This is a genomic window from Methylophaga lonarensis MPL (assembly GCF_000349205.1).
GTDB lineage: Bacteria > Pseudomonadota > Gammaproteobacteria > Nitrosococcales > Methylophagaceae > Methylophaga > Methylophaga lonarensis.
In genome coordinates, this window is the sequence record NZ_APHR01000045.1 from 22,753 (window position 1) to 45,830 (window position 23,078).

The window sequence follows — 23,078 nt, forward strand, 5'->3', positions numbered from 1 at the left end:
ACTTTTCCGAACTGATTCAAGTCATGGAGAGCATGACAGACCTTTAGGCCATTTTTTTGATCGGCAATCATGCTACTCACAATGGTTCTGGATGAGTAGATGAGCCTGGCCTGATGTGAACCCCTAAAGGCCTGTTTGGAAAATATTCAAGACATCATGCCGCTTGAACAGTTGTCATCATTGGTCTAAATTCCAAACTTGGGAGACCGAATAATCGTGCCCTGGCTTTTTAGCTCTGTGCAGCATTAGTTAGTGGGGGGGCCATTGACAGCATCAGAACTTACTCAAATGCTTGAGTCGCATGAACCGACAGGGCAAAGCGATGCTGAGTCACAGCCTGTCGATTATCGTAGCTGGTATTTTAATCGGCGAATTCCGCAGATACGCTACGTTCTTGCCTTAACAATCCTGCTTTATTGTCTGTTTGCTGCCATTGATTTGTTTTACGCAGACGGCGATATCCGCACCCAAGCGGTTTTATTGCACGGCGTGGTGTTACCGGTTGTTCTGCTGGTCATGCTGGGCATGACGCTGAACAAAAAGGTTCACCGAGCTTTTCGGCCATTGCTGATGTTTTTCCCAGTATTGGCCGTCAGCGTGAATCTGTATCTTTATCTCGATCCAGAATTATTCATCCTTTATAAAACAGAGCTGTATTTCATCATTATCTGGACATTTGCGTTGTCCGGACTATTGCTCAAAGATGCCTTGTTTTCTGGGTTGATTTCGATCTTGCTGATCTTGGCGGCCTCCTTGCTGCAGGATTTAGCGCCTATCTCGCAGACGCTGCATTACCTTGCGATTAGCACCGCCTTTACTTTTGGGCTAATCACCGCCTATTTGACTGAGCGGCTGGGTGAACAAATTTACATTCAGCACAGCACACTCAAACGCGCTGCAACCACGGATAACCTGACCTCACTATGGAATCGATACAAAATCGAAAGCCTGCTCGACACTGAATTAGCCAGAGCGGAACGTTATCAAACAGCACTTTCTGTGATCATGATTGATATCGATCATTTCAAACGGGTCAATGATGAATATGGCCATCTGACCGGCGATCAACTGCTCCGGGATTTTGCTGCATTACTACTTGAGAGCTTTCGTTCGGTGGATCACATCGGCCGTTTTGGTGGTGAGGAGTTTCTGATCGTCATGCCTTCTACTGATCTGAACAGCGCCTATCTGGCAGCCAATAACTGCATGAAGTCTATCAACGCCGCCTCGCTAATTCCCCGTGTTGCTGTCACAGCCAGTTTTGGCGTAACCGCTTATCATCATGGAGAAACTAAATACCGATTGTTACAGCGAGTCGATGAAACGCTGTACACCTCTAAACGCAACGGTCGAAACCAGATCACCATTGGTGAGTGATCAAAACAAATGAAAAACAATGACCATGAATTATCTCAACGCTCATCATTCATACAGCTTTTGAACCGTATCACAGGAAATATATTGCTTTTGCTTTACCCTGCGCGTTTAAATTAACCGGTGCAGAACAAATCACACAGTCGCTGTGTTGGCTGTGCTGAAAAAATCAAAGGAGATGAGGCTTGAGGCAGAGATCGCTGTTATGGATGATAGCCGCACGTAACGGTTTTGTTGCATTGCTGCCGCTGACCTTCCTGCGAGTTATTGCTGAACTCATCTTGAATTTACCCTTCACTGGTTATCAGCAGCTGATGAATCAGTGGTTTGGTGATCAATGGCGTGAACCGTTAAGACAGTTTCTGGATGGTTCATTTGCCTTATTTGGCTTGCTACTGTCTGTCATTATTGCCACACAACTGATTGCTCGATTACCCACAACACGAAATCAGGAGTATGCACCACCATTGATGACGGCTGTTGGCGCGATGGTTCACTACTTAATCTTTGTCATCACTCTACCGGGTATTTCTCTTTTTGAGTTCACTGCCTCAAATCTGGCAGTTGGCATCATCACTGGCCTTGTCACCGCTGAATTTATCAACTGGGCGATGAAACAACGCTGGCTGAATCTGATCCGCTTATCCGTCGATAGCGACAATACCTTTTATCAGGCAATGCGCCTGACACCAGCGATTATGCTCAGTGGTGTACTGTTTTTTATTGCAGCACTGCTATTGGGGTCCCTGCCCCAATGTACCGACATTCCCCAAAGTTTTGTTGCATGGGCTGAGGCATCAGACGGAAGCATCTGGATACTCGGAAGTGCAATGGTCTTGCTGAATCAGCTGTTATGGTTCATCGGCATTCACGGTGGCGTGATGATTCAAGGCGCCTTTCAGGGTGTTGAGTTTGTAGCTGCGGATGTCGCTGGTTTGAATAACGGCCAAACGCTCAGAATGATATTCAACAGCTTTGTACTGCTTGGTGGTTCTGGCTCAACGCTTGGCCTGTTGATTGCGATTTTTATTGTGACCCGGCAAGGCATGCAGAACAAAATCGCAAAAATCTCTATTTTGCCCTCTATTTTCAATATCAACGACATCCTGCTATATGGTTTGCCATTGGTACTCAACCCACGTTATCTGATTCCCTTTGTGCTTGTGCCCTGCCTGTTGCTGCTGATTACACTGACAGCATTTCAAACAGGTCTGATCAACCTGCAAGCGACAACGGCTATCAGCTGGACTACTCCGCCCTTGATTTCCGGCTGGTTATTGACCGAGTCCTGGCGTGGGGTCGCACTGCAAATTGTGTTAATTATTCTGAGCACGCTGTGCTATCTACCCTTTGTCAAACGGGCTCAACAGGCACTTGATCGCCAAACTATTTCTGAGTTCAAAGAAGTCACAGACATCATTGTCAACGGGGGTAATACCCGAGAAAAGCTCGTCACCCGCAGGGACAAGACAGGCATGTTGGCGCGTGGTCTTGCCGTTGATATGCATGATGCAATCAAACGTAACGCGCTGACGCTGGTTTATCAGCCTAAACACAATTTCCAAGGAGATATTGTGGGTGTAGAAGCGCTGCTGCGCTGGACCCATCCCCGATACGGCATGATCTCGCCAATTGTGGCCATTGCGGTGGCTGAAGACAGTGACTTGATTTATCACCTTGGTCGCTGGGTCATTCAACAAGCCTGTGCCTGTAAAGCGCGATGGAATGAAGCCGGTTATCAAAATATTACCGTTGCTGTAAATGTCTCCCCAATTCAGCTGATGGATGAAAAATTACCTTTTTATCTGAAAAAATATACTGAGCAATACGGTATTTCTGCCCAAGAAATTGAACTGGAGATCACCGAGTCTACTGAGATCCCTGATACCGAGTTGACCAACAAGATCCTCGGCGAGATCATGGCAACCGGCGTTCAATTGTCCATGGACGACTTTGGTATGGGTTATTCATCCCTGCTTTATCTGCGTCGTTTCCAAGTGGCAGCAATCAAAATTGATGGCTCAATTACCCGTGATGTACTCAGCAATGTCACCAATGCAGATATTGTCAGGACCATCTGTTCGCTTGGACAAGCTCAGAATGTGCATGTCATTGCTGAATACGTTGAAACCAAAGAACAACGCGATGCGCTGGCAGCCATGGGCTGTGATTATTTTCAGGGCTATTTTCACAGTCCACCCTTGTCAGAGTGTGAATGTGTTGCCTATCTGCAGCAGCATTACAACACGGCAAATCGCTGATTAAAAATAGACGCATTACAGATACCGCTATGGCGTGTTAATGTCGCATCGTTAACCTGACGATGGGGACAAACGACATGCCAAACACTCCGGCCATTTCAAACGCCCTGTTTGCACTCGCATTCAGGCCTTTTTTTCTATTAGCAGCTTTATTTAGTGTCATTTTAATGCTGCTCTGGGGGCTGGCATTATCTGGCTGGGATGGTTTTACGCCCTATGGCGGCATTCAGTTCTGGCATGGTCATGAAATGCTGTTTGGCTTTGTCGGGGCTGTGTTGGTTGGCTTTTTGTTAACTGCCGTTCAAAACTGGACCGGCTTACCCGCTGTGAATGGCAAGCCGCTGATGGCACTTGTACTGTTATGGCTAAGTGGCAGATTTCTGATGGCGGTACCTGTCGTCCCTGACATCGTCATTATTTTTGTTGATTTACTGTTTTTCCCGGCCGCAGCAATCTTCCTGTTTATCCCATTGCTGGTTCGTAGTCAGGCCCGCAACTACTTTGCCGTGTTGGTATTGTTTCTGCTGATGTTCTGCAACGGTATCAGCCACTATTCTGTACTGAATAATCAACTGCAATTACAGCAACAAGCCTTGTTCAGTACGACCTTACTAATCACGGTTATGATGGCCATTATCGGTGGCCGAATTATTCCGATGTTTACTGCAAACACCACGGGAATAACTGCAAAAGACCGTCAGGTTTGGCCAGACAGAATTGCGCTCGGCGCGCTGTGGCTGCTGTTATTTATGTCCTTGCTGATGTTTTCAATGCCTGTACCGGCAATCTTGTTGAGCATAATGGCATTTCTTTCTGCAATCATGCTGGCGTGGCGCTCTAGCCGCTGGCACTTCAGTCAAACCCTGTCACATCCCCTGCTTTGGTCATTACATCTTGGATATCTATGGATTGTCATTGGCTTGTTGTTATATGCCGCCAGTCAGGCGGGCTTTGCCATACCTGAAACCATCGCCCTGCACAGCCTGACCGCAGGTGCGATGGGCATGCTGATTATCAGCATGATGTCACGGGTTTCACTGGGGCATACCGGTCGTCCCATTGTCTCAAGCCGCCTCATCACGCTCAGTTTTTATCTGGTAATGGCGGCCGCAATAGTCAGAGTTTTTGGTGTCTGGCTGTTGCCTGCTCACAGCAGCATTTGGCTGATGCTGAGTGTACTATTTTGGTGCATCGCGTTTATGATGTTTCTGATCAGATTTTTGCAGGTGTTGACTCAGCCGCGTGCCGACGGCAAACCCGGCTGATATTTTTACGACTAATACAAAGGAGCAGTCATGAAGCTCGAAACAACAGCGATTCACGGTGGATTTGCAGGCGATCCTGAAACTCACGCCGTTGCAGTGCCCATCTACCAAACCACCAGTTACTACTTTGATGACACCCAGCATGGTGCCGACCTGTTTGACCTTAAAGTCAAAGGCAACATTTACTCACGCATCATGAACCCAACCAATGCGGTGCTGGAACAACGTGTTGCAGAGCTTGAAGGCGGTGTCGGCGCACTGGCCATGGCCTCGGGCATGGCGGCTATCACAGCCACTATTCAGACACTAGCGCGTGCAGGCGACAATATTGTCTCGGTCAGCCAGCTTTATGGCGGCAGCTATAACTTTTTTGCCCATACCCTGCCCCAGCAAGGCATTGATGTTCGCATGGCGCCCGGTGAAGATCCGACGGCACTGGAAGCCTTGATTGATGACAACACCAAGCTGCTGTTTTGCGAGTCCATTGGTAATCCGGCTGGCAATATTGTTGATCTGAAAAAGCTCTCGGACATTGCCCATCAATACGGCATTCCGCTGGTTGTTGATAACACCGTTGCCACCCCGGTGTTGTGCCGTCCTTTTGAATTTGGTGCTGACATTGTGGTGCACTCGCTTACCAAGTACATGGGCGGCCATGGCACAACCGTTGGCGGAATTATCGTTGATTCCGGCACCTTCCCCTGGAAGGACAATCCACGCTTCCCTCAGTTCAACGAACCGGATCCAAGCTATCACGGCGTTGTCTATGCTGAAGCACTGGGGCCTGAAGCCTTTATTGGTCGCGCTCGGGTAGTTCCTCTTCGTAATATGGGCGCAGCCCTCAGTCCATTTAACGCTTTTTTGATTTTGCAGGGGATTGAAACATTGTCACTCCGTATGGAACGTCATTGCGACAATGCCCAGCAGGTGGCTGAATATCTGACAGGACATGACAAAATCAACTGGGTTAAATATGCCGGACTGCCCGATAATCCCTATCACGCACTGGCCAAGCAATACATGAAAGGTAAACCCTCGGCCATTCTCAGCTTCGGCATAAAGGGCGGTGCTCAGGCAGGAGCCCGGTTTATCGATGCCCTGCAAATGTTCAAACGGCTGGTTAATATCGGCGACGCCAAATCACTGGCCTGTCATCCAGCCACCACCACCCATCGGCAACTTAATGAAGCCGAGTTAGAAAAAGCTGGTGTATCCGCAGATATGGTCAGACTGTCAATCGGCATTGAACATATTGACGACATCCTGGCGGATATCCAGCAGGCTTTGGATAAAGCCTGATTCACCCTCAGCCAGGTTCAATGTAGCTTCATTTAAAGCGCACCACTCCGGTGCGCTTTGTTGTGAAAATGTCTCAAATTCGTGCCACTTTCTTGTGCACCGCTTGTATCGACATGGCTAAGTAATTGAATTTTATAGCGCTGTAAAGCTGGCACCAGATTTGCCTACACCAATAGTGCTACTTCATGTATTCACGGCTTTGCCGTAGTAATAGCAGCAAACAAATAGAGCGCTAGGGTTCCGATTTCAAACACTTGAAATGCTGGTCCGAGAGCACTCAACCTTCACTGAAGGTCACACACGGCGGGACAAAAACCCGGGAGAACTGGCGCAATGCCTTGAATACTTCTTTTTACCGTGAAGATATCAGTGAGGTTTAACATGAAAAAATTCGCAGCCCTGTTACTGGCCCTGGTGGTCTCTAATCCTGCCCTTGCCCGCGACGAGTTTAAGGTCGCCTGGTCAATTTATGCAGGTTGGATGCCTTGGGGTTTTATGGCCGATGAAGGCATCATCGACAAGTGGGCAGACAAGTACGACATCAAGATCGAGATTGTACAAATCAACGATTACATCGAATCCATCAACCAATATACCTTTGGTGATTTTGATGCCTGTGTCATGACCAACATGGATGCACTGACTATTCCGGCGGCCAGTGGCGTTGACTCAACCGCGCTGATTGTAGGCAGCTTTTCCAACGGTAACGACGGCATAGTGCTCAAAGGTGCCGATTCTCTCGACGCTATCAAAGGCCAGAATATCAATATGGTCGAGTTGAGTGTCTCGCACTATTTGCTGGCACGCGGACTGGAAACAGTTGGCATGACGGAACGAGACGTGCGGGTGGTGAATACCTCAGATGCGGATTTGGTCGCCGTTGCCAGTAACCCGAGTGTGACTGCTGTTGCGACCTGGAACCCACTGTTAAACGAAATTCTCAGCCTGCCAGATACCTACTCGGTGTTTGATTCCTCAATGATTCCCGGCGAAATTATTGATTTACTGGTAGCCAATACCGAAACCATTGAAGCTTATCCGGCATTTGCCAAAGCCTTGACCGGTGCATGGTACGAAACCATGTCAATGATGGTGGATGGTGCCGCAACGGCAGATACCGCCAGAACGGCTATGGCGACTGCTGCAGGCACTGATCTTGAAGGTTATAACGCGCAGCTGGCTGTCACCGAAATGTTTTACAACCCGGCAGATGCGATTGCCTTTATGAGCGGTCCATCATCACTCGAAACCATGCAACGCGTGGCTGAATTCTCCTTTGAACATGCCCTACTTGGCGATGGTGCACCGAGCGCTGAGTTTATTGGCATCGAAACACCTGCCGGTGTTTATGGCGATCCAAACAACATCAAACTTCGTTTCAATCCAACTTTCACACAAATGGCTGTCGATGGTGAGCTGTAACTTGCTCACCCCATAATCCAAACTGGCCGGCGTCTATCGACGTCGGCCCAAACATGGAACAGTTATGAAACGAATTCTTAATTTACAGGCAAAAAGGCCACTGGCGGCCTTGCTTGGATTGCTGCCAATCGTGTTGCTGATTGTGGTGTACAGCGTTGCATCAGACATGCGACTCAAAGCCAATCCCAGTGACAAGCTGCTGCCCTCATTCACTCAGATGTCTGACAGTATGCAGCGAATGGCACTACAGCCTAATCAACGCACTGGGGAATATCTGTTTTGGGTGGATACCGCAGCCAGTCTCAAACGGCTTGCTTATGGTGTGTTGATTGCCGCAGCACTTGGTTTGTTCATCGGTGTGCTGACAGGTTCAATTCCATTGCTCGGTACTACTTTCAGTCCTTTATTAACCATAATCTCGCTGATTCCGCCACTGGCGATATTGCCGATTTTGTTTATTGTTATCGGGCTGGGTGAGCTTTCCAAGGTGGCCCTGATTGTGTTGGGGATTACCCCGTTTATCGCCCGTGATATTCAGCGGCGTACCCATGAAATTCCCAGTGAACAACTGGTCAAGGCCCAGACACTTGGTGCCAACACCTCACAGGTCATCATTCGGGTCATTTTGCCTCAGTTAATGCCTAAACTGATTGACGCTGTCCGGCTGTCGCTGGGCGCTGGCTGGTTATTCCTGATTGCCTCCGAAGCCATTGCCTCCACCGAAGGTCTGGGTTATCGAATCTTTCTGGTTCGTCGTTATATGTCGATGGACGTGATTATTCCCTATGTCATTTGGATCACGCTGTTGGCTTTTTTGATCGATTGGTTGCTGGCCAAATTCAATCAAAAACTGTTTCCCTGGCATAAATCAGGAGATCAACGATGATCGAAGCCAAAAATGTCTGGAAAAAATACGGCGATCAGGTGGTGCTGGAACGCATCAATGTGTCGGTGCAGGAAGGTGAATTTGTCACACTGGTCGGTGCTTCCGGCTGCGGTAAAAGCACTTTTCTGAAAATGTTACTGGGCACTGAAACACCCTCTGAAGGTGAGTTGCTGATGGATGGCAAACAGATTCGTGATGAACCTGACCGGGATCGCGGCATCGTGTTTCAACAATACTCGGTATTCCCTCATATGACCGTGTTGGAAAACGTCATGGCCACCAAGGCTTTTGCACGCAAGGGACTGACCGGCTATCTGTTTGGCGAAAGTCGCAAGGCTGCCCGTGAAGAAGCCTTACATATGCTCGAACAAGTGGGTTTATCCCAATCTCGCGATAAATATCCTGACGCCTTATCGGGTGGCATGCGGCAACGTCTGGCAATTGCTCAGGCATTTCTGGCCAAGCCGCGAATCCTGTTGTTGGATGAACCCTTTGGGGCACTCGATCCCGGCATTCGTCTTGATATGCATGCACTGGTGCTGGATCTGTGGAAGGCCTACAAAATGACGGTGTTCATGGTGACTCATGACATTAAGGAAGGCTTTTATCTGGGCACACGCCTGTGGGTATTCGACAAACGTCGAGACGACCCGCATGCCCCCGGCAGATACGGAGCCAGCATCACCTTTGATTTGCCTGTTGGCAAAATCGACCACACTACTTATCAACAAATTGATGACCAGCTCAGGCCCACTCCTGTGCCTGATCCTGTGTTTATGGAGAAACAAAATGCTTAAAACCCTGGACTACACCACAACCATCGCCGGTGGTGGCCACTGGTCTATTCGCATGGCACGTGGAACGGCCATGCGACTGACAGATCTGAATGGCACTGGCAACGTCGGCATGTTGTTCTATAACCCTGAAAATCTGCTGGAGCGATACAACGCGCCAGATACACTCAAATGTCAGCACACCTTCAAACTCAATAAAGGACATTGCCTGTATTCCGATATGGGACGAATTTTTGCTTCAATTGTTGAAGACAGCCTTGGCTGGCACGACACGGTGTGTGGCAACAGCACTCCAAGCATGACCGAACAACGCTGGGGTAAACGTGATTATCAGCATGATCGCAATCATTGGCATCAAAATGGTCATGACGCATTTCTGGTCGAGCTGGCCAAATATGGATTAACACTGGCGGACATGGCAGCCAATGTAAATTGGTTTAGCAAGGTGGTTGCTGATGATTCCGGCGTACTTAGCTTGAGTCCCAATCACAGTGTTGCCGGCAGTCAGCTGACATTGCGTTTTGAAATGGACACATTGGTGATGCTGCACACTTGCCCGCATCCACTGGATATGAGGACTGATGACTACCCTGCACAGCCGGTAAAAATAGAGCTTGGACTGGCCGAGCCGGTTCAGGAAGATGATTTTTGCAAAAACTTCCGCCCGGAAAATCAGCGTGGTTTTCAAAACAACGCCCTCTATTATCTCGGACGCTAGGAGTCAGTCATGTCTACACTTCACAAAACAAACCCAACTCAAAGCAGCTCATACATTGTCGATTCAGGTGATTATTTCATTACCACGCTTAGTGCCGGACAAACCCTGAAAATTATCGATCTGGAAGGTAATCAGGCGGCAGATACGCTGTTTTACAACGCAGATAATCCGGTTGAAAGATACAGTGCCACCGACACCATTGCCACGCAAGGAGCGGTCTATCTCACCGAAGGTAGTCGTCTGATGTCTAATCAGCAACGCTGCATGCTGACAATCATTGAAGACACCTGTGGTCGTCACGATACCTTGGGCGGTGCCTGCGCCACCGAAAGCAACACCGTGCGCTATGACCTTGAAAAACGCTGTATGCACGCCTGCAGAGACAGTTGGATGCTGGCAATTAATGAACATCCTGAATATGGCATCAACAAACGCGATATTGGGCATAACATCAATTTTTTCATGAATGTACCGGTGACACCTGAAGGTGAACTCACCTTTGCCGATGGTATATCAGCACCCGGCAAGTGGGTCACGCTTCGTGCAGAAATGAACATCGTTGTGTTGGTCTCCAATTGCCCTCAGCTGAATAATCCATGCAATGGTTATAACCCAACGCCCATTGAACTGGTGATTGCCTGATACCTGACTGTGCTGCCGGGACGACCCGTCAGTCATGAACGTTTCGTGGGACGACCCACACCAAGGAAGCGTTATGTTTCAAAAAGTTCTGATAGCTAATCGCGGTGCCATTGCTACCCGCATTATTAGTACGCTCAAGAAATTATCCATTCAATCAGTAGCCGTTTATGCCCAATCGGATCTGAACAGTCTGCATGTGCGTGAGGCCGATGAAGCCTACTGCCTTGGCGATGGCGGCGCCGCTGATACCTATCTGAATACGGACAAACTCTTTGCCATCGCTAAACAGTGTGGCGCTGAGGCCATTCACCCTGGCTATGGTTTTTTGAGTGAAAACGCTGAGTTTGTGCGTCAATGTGAAGCCTCAGGCATTGTTTTTATTGGTCCGACCGCCGAGCAGATTGAAATGTTTGGCCTGAAACATCGGGCACGGGAATTAGCCTCAGCGGCCAAAGTACCGATGTTGCCGGGATCCGAGCTGTTAACCGACCTTGCCAGTGCCTGTGCCAAAGCCAACAGTATTGGTTATCCGGTCATGCTGAAAACAACGGCCGGTGGCGGTGGCATTGGCATGTCTCGCTGTGATGATGAACAGCAACTCATCAATATGTTTGAGAAAGTCAAAAGACTGGGCAGTAACAACTTCTCGGATGATGGCGTGTTTCTGGAAAAATTCATCGCCAACGCTCGGCATATCGAAGTGCAGATTTTTGGCGATGGTCAGGGATCTGCGCTGGCCTTGGGTGAACGCGATTGCTCCAGCCAACGACGCAACCAGAAAGTCGTCGAAGAATGTCCTGCGCCCGGTTTGACACAAAAAACCCGCAACAAACTCTATCAAACCGCTGAAACCCTGCTGGCCAGTGTTTCCTATCGAAATGCAGGTACCGTTGAGTTTATTTTTGATGTTGACTCACAGGCCTTCTACTTTCTTGAAGTCAACACCCGGCTTCAGGTTGAACATGGTGTCACCGAACAAGTGTATGGCGTGGATCTGGTGGAATGGATGTTGCGCCAGGCAGCAGGAGAAAACCTTGATCTGACAGCACGTCGCGCCACATTGCAGGCACAAGGTCATGCCATGCAGGTGCGGGTCTACGCAGAAGATCCCTTTCGTGACTTTCAACCCTGTGCCGGTTTGCTGAGCTATGTTGAGTTTCCCAAGGCTCAGGGACTTCGGATTGATCACTGGATAGAAAGTGGCACGGAAGTCCCGGCATTTTTTGATCCGATGCTAGCAAAAATCATCGTGCATGGTCGGGATCGGGCTGATGCCTTGCAACGTCTCGATGAAGCACTTTCACAAACCGTGATTTATGGCAGCGAAACCAATCTGGATTATTTACGGGCTCTGTGTCTGGATGAGCGGTTACAGGCAGGCACTGTCACCACCACGTATCTCAATCAATTTGCCTATCATCCTCAGCGTATTGATGTATTGCAGGGCGGCACCCAGACCACGCTACAGGATTTTCCGGGACGTCAGGGATACTGGCATGTCGGAGTCCCGCCTTCTGGCCCCTTTGATAGTCGTTCATTTCGTCTGGCAAATCGGCTGCTGTCCAATCCGGCGGACGCCGTGGGTCTTGAAATCACCCTGCAAGGGCCAATACTGAAATTTGCATCTGCGACCCAAATCGCCATTTGCGGCGCGGAGATCACCGTCAAACGAGATGATGAGTTGTTGCCGATGTGGCAAATCATCAATATCGAAGCAGGCGACGAATTACACTTTGGTCGAATCAAAACCGGCGCAAGGGCTTATCTGGCTGTGCGTGGTGGTATTCAATGTCCGGCCTATTTGAATAGCCGTTCCACCTTTACCCTGGGTCAGTTTGGTGGCCATAACGGTCGGGCCTTGCGTACTGGTGATGTGTTGAAGCTTAATAACAGCAGTCACGTAGCGGCCACGGATCTGCCTGCGTCATTGTTACCCGACATTTCACATGACTGGACGCTGCGGGTGGTTTACGGGCCCCATGGCTCGCCTGATTTTTTCACTGAAGCTGATATCAAAACACTGTTTGAGACCCCGTGGGAAATTCACTACAACTCCAGTCGTACCGGTGTAAGGCTGATTGGTCCCAAACCACAATGGGCACGAACTGATGGTGGTGAGGCAGGACTTCACCCGTCCAATATTCACGATAATGCCTATGCCTTTGGCAGTGTCGATTTTACCGGCGATATGCCGGTAATCCTCGGGCCGGACGGCCCATCATTGGGCGGCTTTGTCTGCCCGGTGACGGTCATTACGGCAGATTTGTGGAAGCTTGGCCAACTCAGAGCTGGTGACAAAATACGCTTTGTCGCAGTTGATATTGATACCGCTGTCCAGCTTGAAAAAGCCCAGGATGACAGCATCGCGTTATTAGAGACGCAAACACAACACTGGCAAAGTGTTGAACCTGAGTCGCCAATACTCGCCAGCTTTGCCGAACAAGAATTTGGCGATGAAATCGTGATTCGCGCTGCAGGCGATCATTTTGTCTTAATCGAATATGGTGAACTGAAACTTGATTTGAGATTGCGTTTCAGAGCACACGCGCTGATGCAGTGGCTGGAAGCCAACCCACTACCCGGCATGCGTGAACTGACACCGGGGGTTCGTTCCCTGCAAATTCACTTCGATGCACAGCAACTGTCTCATCAACAACTCATTGCGCATATTCGCCAAGGCGAAACGGCGCTGGGACAACAACTGGATGAACTCACCGTGCCCTCTCGCACCGTCTGGTTACCACTGTCCTGGGATGATGATGCCTGTCGTTTGGCGATAGAAAAATACATGCAATCGGTTCGTGCCAATGCGCCATGGTGCCCGAGTAATCTGGAATTTATTCGTCGGATTAATGGCCTTGAAGATATTGAAGCCGTTAAACGAATCTTGTTTGACGCCTCCTATCTGGTGATGGGGCTGGGCGATGTGTATCTGGGCGCTCCTCTGGCAACGCCCGTGGATCCTCGTCATCGATTGGTGACCACCAAATACAACCCCGCACGCACCTGGACCGCCGAAAACTCCGTGGGGATTGGTGGCTCATATATGTGTGTCTATGGCATGGAGGGTCCGGGTGGCTACCAGTTTGTCGGGCGTACCTTGCAGATGTGGAATCGCTACCGCACGACCGCTGAGTTCAGCCAGCCTTGGTTGTTGAGATTTTTTGACCAAATCCGCTTTTATCCGGTCAGTGCGGAGGAATTGCAACAGATTCGTCAGGATTTCCCCTTGGGCCGTTATCCGCTTCGCATTGAATCCGGCACCTTCAAACTGTCTGATTACGAACATTTCCTGCAAGAAAATCAGCAAGAAATTCAAACCTTTACCGCGCAAAGACAAAATGCCTTTGATGAAGAACTCAGCCACTGGCATGCCACCGGGCAGTTTGACTATCAGCCCAAGGAAGCCAGCAGTGAAACACAGGAAGTCAGCTGGCCAGAATCAGCACAGGTGGTTGACAGCCCGGTGTCCGGCAGTGTTTGGCAGGTTGAAGTCAACAAAGGCGATACTGTGCAGGCCGGTCAAACTCTGTTGGTGCTGGAATCGATGAAAATGGAAATCACCATTGCCGCCACCAGTGATGGTGTGGTCAGCGAGTGTCTGGTCAGTTCGGGCCAGGAAATCAGCGCCGGACAGTTTTTGATTGTGATGGAAAGCAGCGAAGACTAAAGCAGGCTTTGCTTAACTCATCGGCATAAAAAATCCCGGTCATCACCACCGAAGTGGCAATGACCGGGATTAATGGCTGACTATTGAGAATTAGAACGTCTTGCTCAAAGACAGGATGAACTTGTCTTTTGCGAGACTAGACTTACCCCAGTAGTCTGATCTGGCATATTTGCGGCCATTGCTATCAACACCGGTATAAGCCAGTGTCCAGTCGAAGCCGACAAACTCTTTGGTCAGCGCGATGTAGTAATCAGAGTAGCCACCGACAGAAGATTCATCTTCAAAAATGACTCTTTTCAGGCTGCTGCTGAAGTCCTGATATCCATAGGCAGCAGTAAAGTCGACGCCACCGAAAAATGGCAGCTCATAATCAAAGGCAATGTTGTAGTAATGCGCTGTTTCGCTGTTGCCTTCGAAGTTTTTGGCATAGGCATAGCTGAAGGTGAAGTAGCTATATCCCAGTGCACCATAGACTTCATTGTTGTTCAAATCACTGGCACCTGGAAAGATATAGCGCCAGACACCCACATCATATTCGATGCCGGTATCCATGATTTCATTGGCAAAACCACCATAGACGCCAATCTCACCACTGGAGATATAACTTGCATTGTTGGTGCCCCAGATACCGGTGTAGAAACCACTGGCATGCTCATAGTCGAAACTGCCTTGAATAGCTGGCTTGTTATCTGACAGGCTGAAACCACGGAAAACGTAATCAGAATACAGTTCAACAGTGGCTGAGGTTGCGTGTTGACCATTTTCACTTTCCCAGGCCGCCGCGGTGCCCGCGACAAACAATGAACTGACTGCGCAGAGGGCTGCGGATAATTTTTTAAGCTGCATATTGGCTCCTTACGATGTTATGGGTTTTTACACATTCATTGCACTAACCCAATAATGTAAGCACGCCTTATGCCAAACTAATTAATATTTGTAATTCAATGCTTTACAGATTAAACAGCAAGTGTTTTCCATCATTTCCAGCCCAGTTTAGTGCACACATGCATTGCACTGTCTCGAACTGGTGCATGTTTCGCTTGAGCAGCAACCGTATTGAAGCAACAGTCAACAGTGATAGCGCGGTTGGCTCGCTGTACAATGTTGCGTTTTATTCCCCAGCTTCATGTACAAGGAGTCTTGATGAAAATCCAAAGCCATTTTGTCGATCTGGATACCCCTACCGGCGTTATGCGGACTTACATTCACCGCCCGGTAGCCGAGGGCCGTTTTCCTGTCATTTTGTTTTATTCGGAAATTTTTCAGCAAACAGGGCCAATCGAGCGTGCGGCACGTTTTATGGCCAGCCACGGTTATGCCGTGTTGGTGCCCGAAGTATTTCACGAGCTGAATCCGATTGGCACGGTATTGGGTTATGACGATGCTGGCCGTGACAAAGGCAATGCCGACAAAGAAGCCAAAGACGTTGAAGGCTATGATTCTGATAACCGGGCAATGATTGAATTTATCAAAGACCAACCCTGGAGCAATGGTCATATCGGCGCAATGGGTTATTGCATTGGCGGTCATTTGGCTTTCCGTGCGGCCTTACAGCCCGAAGTCAAAGGCACAGCCTGCTTCTATGGCACGGATTTACATATTCAGAAAATCCCCAACAAGCCGGGTCAGCACAGCATGGAACGTCTGGACGATATCAAAGGCGAATTACTGATGATCTGGGGCAAGCAGGACAATCATGTGCCGCGTGAAGGTCTGGATAAAATCCATGCTGCACTGAGCCAAACCAACATTACCTTTACCTGGCATGAGTTTAATGCCGAACACGCCTTTATGCGTGATGAAGGTGATGGCGGTCGTTATGACGCGCAAACGGCAGCTATTGGCTATCAGCTGGCGTTAAATCTGTTCAGCAGAACCTTGCGCTAGGCCGAGACTGTTCGCTGTATCCCGGCCTGTTAGTCAATCAACAGGCCGGGACTGGTTTTAGCTATTCCGCAATACAGGTTTCCAAGCCTTTCAAAATAATCTCTTTAGGCAGATCCCGACCGATAAACACAAACTTGGTCTGCCGCTGTTCAGCAGCGCCCCATTTAGCCCCCGGTACACTGCCCATTAGCATGTGTACTCCTTGAATCACTATCCTGTGTTCCATACCATCGACATGCAATACACCTTTGTATCGAAGCAGCTGGGTGCCAAAAGTATTGATCACCACTGTCAGAAACTCCTCAAGCCGATCTGGATCCAGAGCACGTTTCTCTGTAAAAACAAATGAGGTAATGTGATCGTCATGATCATGGGCCACATCGTCGAGAAAGTGAGGCTCAATCTCCAGTATTGCATTGAGGTTAAAGCCCCTGATATCAAGAATTTCCTCAATATCCGTATTGCCATGATTGACTTCAATCATCGCGGCTCTGGAGTTCATTTTTCTGAGTCGTGATTGCAGATTTTGTAGTGCAGTGTCGTCTACCAGATCTGATTTGGTAATCAAAATACGATCAGCAAAACCGACTTGCTCCTGTGCTTCATGGTGTTGATCTAACTGGGATTGAGCATGTTTGGCGTCAACGGTGGTCACTATTGCATCGAGCATGTACTGATCACGAATATCATCATCAACAAAAAATGTTTGGGCGACAGGCGCCGGATCAGCAAGTCCGGTGGTTTCGATGATGACCCGGTCAAATTTAACTCGACCATCGGCTTTTTTCTCTGATAATTCGTTGAGGATCCTGACCAAATCGCCGCGCACTGTGCAGCAGATACAGCCATTATTCATCTCAATAATCTGTTCATCACTGTCCTGAACCAGCAGTTCATTATCAATACCTGCCTCGCCAAACTCATTTTCAATGACTGCGATGCGCTGCCCATGCGGAGCGCTCAGGATATGATTGATCAACGTGGTTTTGCCACTCCCCAGATAGCCTGTCAGGATGGTCACCGGGATTTGCGCTGGTGCTGGATTGGTTTGTGCGTTTGACATGGTAACTCCTTATCTGTGGGTGCAAATTGACAGAGGATTGCCTGCTGCCCTTCAGAGCTGCGCTGCTCTGATTTTCAAGAAACCCTGCATTGATGTTGGCAACGAGATCGCCCATTGCACGGCACGAGCATGCCTTGCCAATGATAGATACGATATATCAAATCCTATCTGACTGACAATAACGTTTCAGGCTAATGGTGGACTCGGGATCAGACTACTTTCAGGAGTGGATTTGTCGAAGTGCTGGCAAGCTTATCTGCTGGTCTTGCCGAGTGAAAATCAGGCACCAGGATAGTCTGCTGTTCATGACTTAAACGCTGAAAATAAACATCAAAGTGATGATCCAGTGCTGGTGACAAGCTGACCTCCCTGCTCGCCCCATCTATCTGTATCTTGCCGTTATTAAGCACGATGATGCGATCTGCAAATCGCGTGGCAAGATTCAGATCATGCATCACCACAATCGCGGTAAGGCCATCACTGGTTCTGTCCTTGATGGTTTTCAACAACTGTAATTGGTGCGAAACATCCAGTGCAGCAGCTGGCTCATCAGCCAGCAAAATAGATGGACTGGAAATCAAACAGGCAGCCAGCAATACTCTAGCCTGTTCACCACCAGACAAGGTTTTGAACTGACGATCAATCAACTGTTCAATATCAAACGCTTTGGCATGGTCGTAGGCAGAAAACACGGCATGGGCAGTGGTCAATGAGAGACTGTCCGTGGCCGAGTGAATTTCAAGAATGTCACTGACACGATAATTCCAGTAAATCTCTGAGCGTTGTGGCAGGTAGGACAACAGCGCTGAGATCTCTGCAGGCTTCATGCGGGCAATATTACTGCCCGACAGCGTGATCTCACCGCTATCTGCATAAACCAGCCCCGACAACAATTTGAGTAATGTCGATTTACCCGCGCCATTGGGTCCGACCAATGCAACAAACTGACCTTGTGGCACGGATAGGTTGATATCACTTAACAAAAGCTTTTGGCCGGCACTTGCGTGAATCTTTCGCGCCTCAATGATATCTGTGCTCATCGTCGTGCTTCCTTGGTCAGAATAAACAAAAAGAATGGCGCGCCGAGCAAGGCCGTTAACAGGCCCAATGGAATCTCGGCCGGCGGCATAATTGAACGGGCAACACCATCAAACACCATTAATGCTGCACCAGATGCCAGCGCGCTATAGATCATCAGTCGATGATGTCTTGGTCCCAGCCACCAACGAATCATGTGGGGAATGACCAGACCAATAAAACCAATCAGACCGCCCCAAACAACCGCCAATGCTGTCACTGCTGCCGCAATCAGCACCGATCGATGCATAAACCGAGTCACATCCAGCCCCATATTTCGTGCGGTGTCTGATCCCAGGCCCAAAATATCCAAACCTCTGGCTAGTCGAAGACACAATATAAAACCGATGATTGTCAGCAGCATGAACAAGAAGAATTCCTGCCAGGTTGGCGTTTGAATGCCTCCCAGGGTCCAGCTCAAAATCACCTGCAAACTGACCGCATCATCAGACAGTGTCAGCATGATGAGTCCTCGAACAGCTGCCAGCAAGGCGGCAATGGCAACTCCAGCCAAAATCAAACCAAAGCCGCTTTCAACTCTGGCGACTCTAGCGAGGCTGACAACCAGTAATGTGGTCAACCAGGCGCCGGCAAACGCCATAATGGGCAAGAAAAATGGCCCCGGAAACAGTGCTGGCATCATCAAGGCAATCGCGGCCCCGACAGAGGCGCCACTGGCACTGCCCAACAGATGTGGTTCGGCAAGTGGATTGCGAAATACGCCCTGAAAAATCACACCCGCCATACCGAGACAGGCACCGACACAAAATGTGGTCAGTACCCGCGGAATTCGCCACTGCAAAATCAGTGTTCGCATGACCGAGTCTGGATTGTTCAGGGTATGCCACATCGTGGCCGGACTCAGAATTTCAGAGCCAAGCCATGCTGAAATCACAAAACAACTCACCACGGCCATAGCAATCATTACGGCCGGATGACGATGGCTGACAAATAATGCAGGACGCAAATAATGACTCATCATCAGGCAGCGCCCTGATTGACAAAAATATCCGGGTGCAACAACGGCGCCAGCATCTCCACACCATCAACCACCCGCGGGCCGGGGATCAAAAATAACTCACGCGGCACCATGAACACCCGGTTATTTCTGACAGCGCTGATGTTCTGCCAACCAGGTCGATGTTTAACGCTGTCGGGATCACCGTCATTGCGGGCCAACAAAATCACTTCTGGATCCGCTGCAATAATAGCTTCGCCGCTGACCTGAGTGATTTGGTCCAGATCGTCAAATATCGATTCCGCTCCGGCTCGCAACATGGCGTCATAGGTGTAGTGCCCTTTACGCACAGTGGTAAAGTTGCCGCGGTCATTCTGACCGGTTTCAAAATACACGCTCGGTCGTCGGATTCCTGCCAGTTGTTGAGCAACCATTTGCAGCCGCTGTTGTAACTGTTCAATTACACTCTCGGCATGCAGCGGGTTGCCAAGAACATGGCCTAATAAGCTGAGATTGCTGAATATTTCAGCCAGATTACGATGCAGCATCACCAGTACAGGCACACCGATGGTCTGCATCGGCTTAAGTAATGTATTCACAGCCTGTCTGGCAGGCGTCATCACCACCAGATCCGGTTCCAGCCGGGCAATCGTTTCAACAGAAAAACCCAATCGTCCACCGACAATGGTTCGACCATCACGAATATTGGGCGGATATCGGGTGAAATCCTCTATGCCGACAATGCGATCCGTAGCCCCAAGCGCATGCAACAGCTCGGTATTGCTGGAAAAAATTGACACGATCCGTTGAGGTGGCCGTGCAATCGATACCTCGCGCCCCAGACCATCAGTGATTTCCAGTATTCCGGCATTTCTGAGGCCAAAAGCGCTTGTAGATTTGGGCATCAACGCCAGTGCAATGCCTGCAAACAAGGCCTTACAGTAATGACGTCGCTGCGTCTGCAACAGTGGCGGAAAGCTATGGGTGTTGTCGGCCATGCGCTTTTAAAAATTCAGTTTCAGACCCGCATACAACTCTCTTCCCGGCATGCTGTTGCCCCGGCCACCACTTGAAAATGCAGGATCTGAAATATACGGCGTCTTGTTGAGCGCGATAAACAATGGATGCTCGTTTTTATCTAACAGATTGTTGATCCCGCCATACAACTGCAATGATGGATTGAGCTGATAACTGCCACGCATGTTCAACACCCAGAAGGCTGATTTTTTATGAACATAATCTCTGTTTGGCTCCGCAGTCGGTATCAGCAAACGCTCTTCAGTCTCGTACCAGACCGGCCCTCTGAGGATCGCATTGAAGCTAAGCTCCCATTTATCTCGACCGACCGTCGTGCCAAGACTGGTCTGGTATTTGTGAATTCTTTCAATACGATCGGTGTTCGCCGTTTCATCCGCGCCTTTGTCTCGCATATGAAAATGGTAGCTTCCGTTGGCAAATACCCGCCAGTTCAGATCTGTTGCCAGCCAGGATGACAAATTGGCTTCCAACTGTAGCTCAACACCTCTGAGTTCTATGGCATCAGAATTGTTTTCATAACTGCGTCGGCCTGCTATTTCAGGGCCGGTGATAATTCGATCTTTGATGCGGTTATCAAACACGGCAATATCACTGTAGAGCCAGCTATTTGAAAACGACAAACCCAGCTCATACTGACGACTGGTTTCATTATCCAGGTTGGGATTGCCAAAAATGGTTGAACCGGCAAATGTCTGGAAATCAGCGGCCAATTCCGTAGCTGTCGGTGCCCTGAAACCCGTTGCATAACCAGCTCTGAGCGATGTGGTATCTGTTAAGCGATAGACGGATCCCAGGGTATAGGTAAATTCATCATAACGTTCCGAATTTCTCACCAGATCATCACGGCCTTTTGTCGGCTTCAAAGTGGTTTTGCCATCGGTGTAACGACCGCCCATTCTCAGCGTTAACCGATCGTTCATTGCCGTCTGAATAATTTCTGCCCACAATGCGCCTACACGTTCAGACTGATCATTATCAAAAGGCGCTGCTCGACTGGTCACACCGTTGCTTCTGAGCGTATTGGTGCGCTCGTTTTTCAACGTGCTGTATTCCAGATCAGCGCCCACTCGGAGTTCGGTCATCGGTCGAACCAGCCAGTCGGTCATTAATCTCAAACCATAAACATCCAGCGTGCGTTCATTATCAGATAGCAAAAATGTTCGATTTTCCCATTTGAAATGATCGACATCTCTGACCATATATCCATGCGCGCTCCATGACAGCGCCGCATTGTCGGTCATGCCCTCATAGACCAGATCCAAAGAATGATTGAAGCGGTCTTCATCGCCAGTAGGTGCCCAGCTGGATCCTCTGAATCCGGCGTTATAGATACCATCGGTACGAATGGTCAGCTCAACGCGATCCAGATCGCCAATATCAACACCGGCAGCCATTAAGGCACTGCGTCTTTCCCAAGAGGTATTACGCATGCGCTCCCTGCTACCCCGGCCGGATTCATAATCACTCCGTTTACCACCACCAATGCCCAGATAGAAGTCTGCATTTTCGCCTTGATAGGAAGTCTGCGCATGACCTTGCCTGAGTGACCATGAACCAGCGGCAAGGTTAATACTGCTGCCAGTAGTATTACTGCCATTACGGGTGATGATATTGATAACGCCGCCAATGGCCTGACTGCCATAAGCAACTGACGATGGCCCTCTCATAATTTCAATACGCGATACGTCATTGAGGCTGAGTTTGGAAATATTGGCTGTACCAGCTCGACGGCCATTGACCAGCACCAGTGTTTGACTTCGATAGTCACGACCTTGTCCATCTGTTGCACCACCACGGATGTTGATGGAGGTCTGTGCCGGTGTCCATTCGCTGAAAAATCCCACAGCATTCTCGGCTAGCAAGTCGGTGACAGACTGTGCAGAAGAGCGTCTTATTTGTGCTTCAGAAATGACTTGAACTGTGGATGACAGTTGATTGAGCGAGTCGCCCCTGCCCGTAGTGGTGACAATCATTTCATCCAAGCCGATCACAGAAAAGTCTTGTTCTGCCAGCACTGAAGCACTGTGACTGGTCAACAGACCGATGGATACATAAAAAGCAACTAACGAGCGATGGCGTGTCATCATTTTTCCCTAATTGAATGTCCAGATAAGTACAGCACTTTTTTTGGCGGCTTTTGCCAGCAAAGCGTCACCATCGGGCTGTAATTTGGAGGTTAGATATGCAGTCAGCGCGCTGACCTTTTCAGGATCAGCCGCAGGATTAAAAACTTGCTGAAAATAACTATCGGCGCTGTGAAAATCAGCAAAGCTTTGCTGAAAAGTCCAGTCAACGGTGACTAATTGATTTGGCTGACAATCGTCACCCAGTGCATCTAAAATCTCGTGAATGGGTGAACCCATCACTTCACCATGCAATGAGGCAGGTAAAAAGCCGCTCAAACATTTGCCACGTGGGCCTGACTGTGCCGGCACAATCCAAATCATTAAGCGTTTGGTCTGCTGGCGTTGCCAATGCCAGAAATCGCGTGTTTCACTCAGTGGGCCACTGGTGTTGGCCGCCAGGCTGGCATCATGCACAGCAAGATCATCGGACGCCGTCTGTTGCCAGCTTTGTTGGATGACATTGAGTTGGAATGGCCATATTGATTGGTGAGCCGTCAGGTAATCGGCAAGGAAAGCGTTGGGTTCTATTGCTGTCCACTGGGCATTGTTTTCCAGGATGCGACTGACAGTGCCAGCCCMWGCACCGATGTCCAATAAC

General features: G+C 49.2%; 18 protein-coding genes and 1 riboswitch. Of the genes, 11 read left to right on the forward strand and 7 right to left on the reverse strand.

Annotation, left to right across the window (positions count from 1 at the left end):
- Positions 1-288: 288 nt before the first annotated feature.
- The 10 genes from MPL1_RS08655 to uca all read left to right on the forward strand — a co-directional run bounded on the left by MPL1_RS08655 (position 289) and on the right by uca (position 14,331).
- A complete protein-coding gene (locus MPL1_RS08655; RefSeq protein ID WP_009726747.1) occupies positions 289-1,377 on the forward strand; it encodes a GGDEF domain-containing protein in 1,089 nt (362 codons plus the stop codon).
- 182 nt (positions 1,378-1,559) lie between these two features.
- Complete coding sequence (locus tag MPL1_RS08660) at positions 1,560-3,635, forward strand: EAL domain-containing protein (protein WP_152417628.1); 2,076 nt, start codon at positions 1,560-1,562, stop codon at positions 3,633-3,635.
- A gap of 77 nt (positions 3,636-3,712) precedes the next feature.
- The gene (locus tag MPL1_RS08665) at positions 3,713-4,900 is read left to right on the forward strand and encodes an NnrS family protein (RefSeq protein WP_009726749.1); all 1,188 of its coding nucleotides are present in this window, start codon (positions 3,713-3,715) and stop codon (positions 4,898-4,900) included.
- A gap of 30 nt (positions 4,901-4,930) precedes the next feature.
- Entirely contained in the window at positions 4,931-6,199 is a 1,269-nt protein-coding gene (locus MPL1_RS08670; RefSeq protein WP_009726750.1) for an O-acetylhomoserine aminocarboxypropyltransferase/cysteine synthase family protein, read from the forward strand.
- A 221-nt stretch (positions 6,200-6,420) separates the two neighbouring features.
- Positions 6,421-6,524, forward strand: a riboswitch (guanidine-I (ykkC/yxkD leader).
- Positions 6,525-6,580: 56 nt separating this feature from the next.
- A complete protein-coding gene (locus tag MPL1_RS08675) occupies positions 6,581-7,621 on the forward strand; it encodes a putative urea ABC transporter substrate-binding protein (RefSeq protein ID WP_009726751.1) in 1,041 nt (346 codons plus the stop codon).
- Positions 7,622-7,685: 64 nt separating this feature from the next.
- On the forward strand, positions 7,686-8,507 hold the full coding sequence (locus tag MPL1_RS08680; RefSeq protein WP_009726752.1) for an ABC transporter permease: 822 nt from the start codon (positions 7,686-7,688) through the stop codon (positions 8,505-8,507).
- Positions 8,504-9,304: an ABC transporter ATP-binding protein gene (locus MPL1_RS08685; protein WP_009726753.1), complete on the forward strand. Its 801-nt coding sequence runs from the start codon at positions 8,504-8,506 to the stop codon at positions 9,302-9,304. The genes MPL1_RS08680 and MPL1_RS08685 overlap by 4 nt, the downstream gene beginning before the upstream one ends.
- A complete protein-coding gene (locus MPL1_RS08690) occupies positions 9,297-10,019 on the forward strand; it encodes an urea amidolyase associated protein UAAP1 (protein WP_009726754.1) in 723 nt (240 codons plus the stop codon). The genes MPL1_RS08685 and MPL1_RS08690 overlap by 8 nt, the downstream gene beginning before the upstream one ends.
- 9 nt (positions 10,020-10,028) lie before the next feature.
- Entirely contained in the window at positions 10,029-10,661 is a 633-nt protein-coding gene (locus tag MPL1_RS08695) for an urea amidolyase associated protein UAAP2 (RefSeq protein WP_009726755.1), read from the forward strand.
- 73 nt (positions 10,662-10,734) lie between these two features.
- On the forward strand, positions 10,735-14,331 hold the full coding sequence (gene uca, locus MPL1_RS08700) for an urea carboxylase (protein ID WP_009726756.1): 3,597 nt from the start codon (positions 10,735-10,737) through the stop codon (positions 14,329-14,331).
- Positions 14,332-14,421: 90 nt separating this feature from the next.
- On the opposite strand, the gene MPL1_RS08705 is transcribed toward uca, so the two are convergent.
- Entirely contained in the window at positions 14,422-15,177 is a 756-nt protein-coding gene (locus MPL1_RS08705; RefSeq protein ID WP_009726757.1) for a TorF family putative porin, read from the reverse strand.
- Between the two features lie 297 nt (positions 15,178-15,474).
- Here MPL1_RS08705 and MPL1_RS08710 point away from each other — a divergent pair, with 297 nt between their 5' ends.
- Positions 15,475-16,218 carry a dienelactone hydrolase family protein gene (locus MPL1_RS08710; protein WP_009726758.1) on the forward strand — a complete coding sequence of 248 codons (744 nt, stop codon included), beginning with the start codon at positions 15,475-15,477 and terminating at the stop codon, positions 16,216-16,218.
- Positions 16,219-16,279: 61 nt separating this feature from the next.
- Here the strand turns inward: MPL1_RS08710 and MPL1_RS08715 are convergent, their stop codons facing one another.
- The 6 genes from MPL1_RS08715 to MPL1_RS13710 all read right to left on the reverse strand — a co-directional run.
- Positions 16,280-17,281 carry a CobW family GTP-binding protein gene (locus MPL1_RS08715; RefSeq protein ID WP_009726759.1) on the reverse strand — a complete coding sequence of 334 codons (1,002 nt, stop codon included), beginning with the start codon at positions 17,279-17,281 and terminating at the stop codon, positions 16,280-16,282.
- Between the two features lie 209 nt (positions 17,282-17,490).
- Entirely contained in the window at positions 17,491-18,321 is an 831-nt protein-coding gene (locus MPL1_RS08720; RefSeq protein ID WP_009726760.1) for an ABC transporter ATP-binding protein, read from the reverse strand.
- Positions 18,318-19,340, reverse strand: a complete 1,023-nt coding sequence (locus MPL1_RS08725; protein WP_009726761.1) for a FecCD family ABC transporter permease — start codon at positions 19,338-19,340, stop codon at positions 18,318-18,320. The genes MPL1_RS08720 and MPL1_RS08725 overlap by 4 nt, the downstream gene beginning before the upstream one ends.
- Complete coding sequence (locus MPL1_RS08730) at positions 19,340-20,314, reverse strand: ABC transporter substrate-binding protein (RefSeq protein WP_009726762.1); 975 nt, start codon at positions 20,312-20,314, stop codon at positions 19,340-19,342. The genes MPL1_RS08725 and MPL1_RS08730 overlap by 1 nt, the downstream gene beginning before the upstream one ends.
- A 6-nt stretch (positions 20,315-20,320) precedes the next feature.
- A complete protein-coding gene (locus MPL1_RS08735; RefSeq protein WP_040577035.1) occupies positions 20,321-22,441 on the reverse strand; it encodes a TonB-dependent receptor in 2,121 nt (706 codons plus the stop codon).
- Between the two features lie 6 nt (positions 22,442-22,447).
- A partial coding sequence (locus MPL1_RS13710; RefSeq protein WP_009726764.1) for a hypothetical protein occupies positions 22,448-23,078 on the reverse strand: 631 nt, incomplete at its 5' end.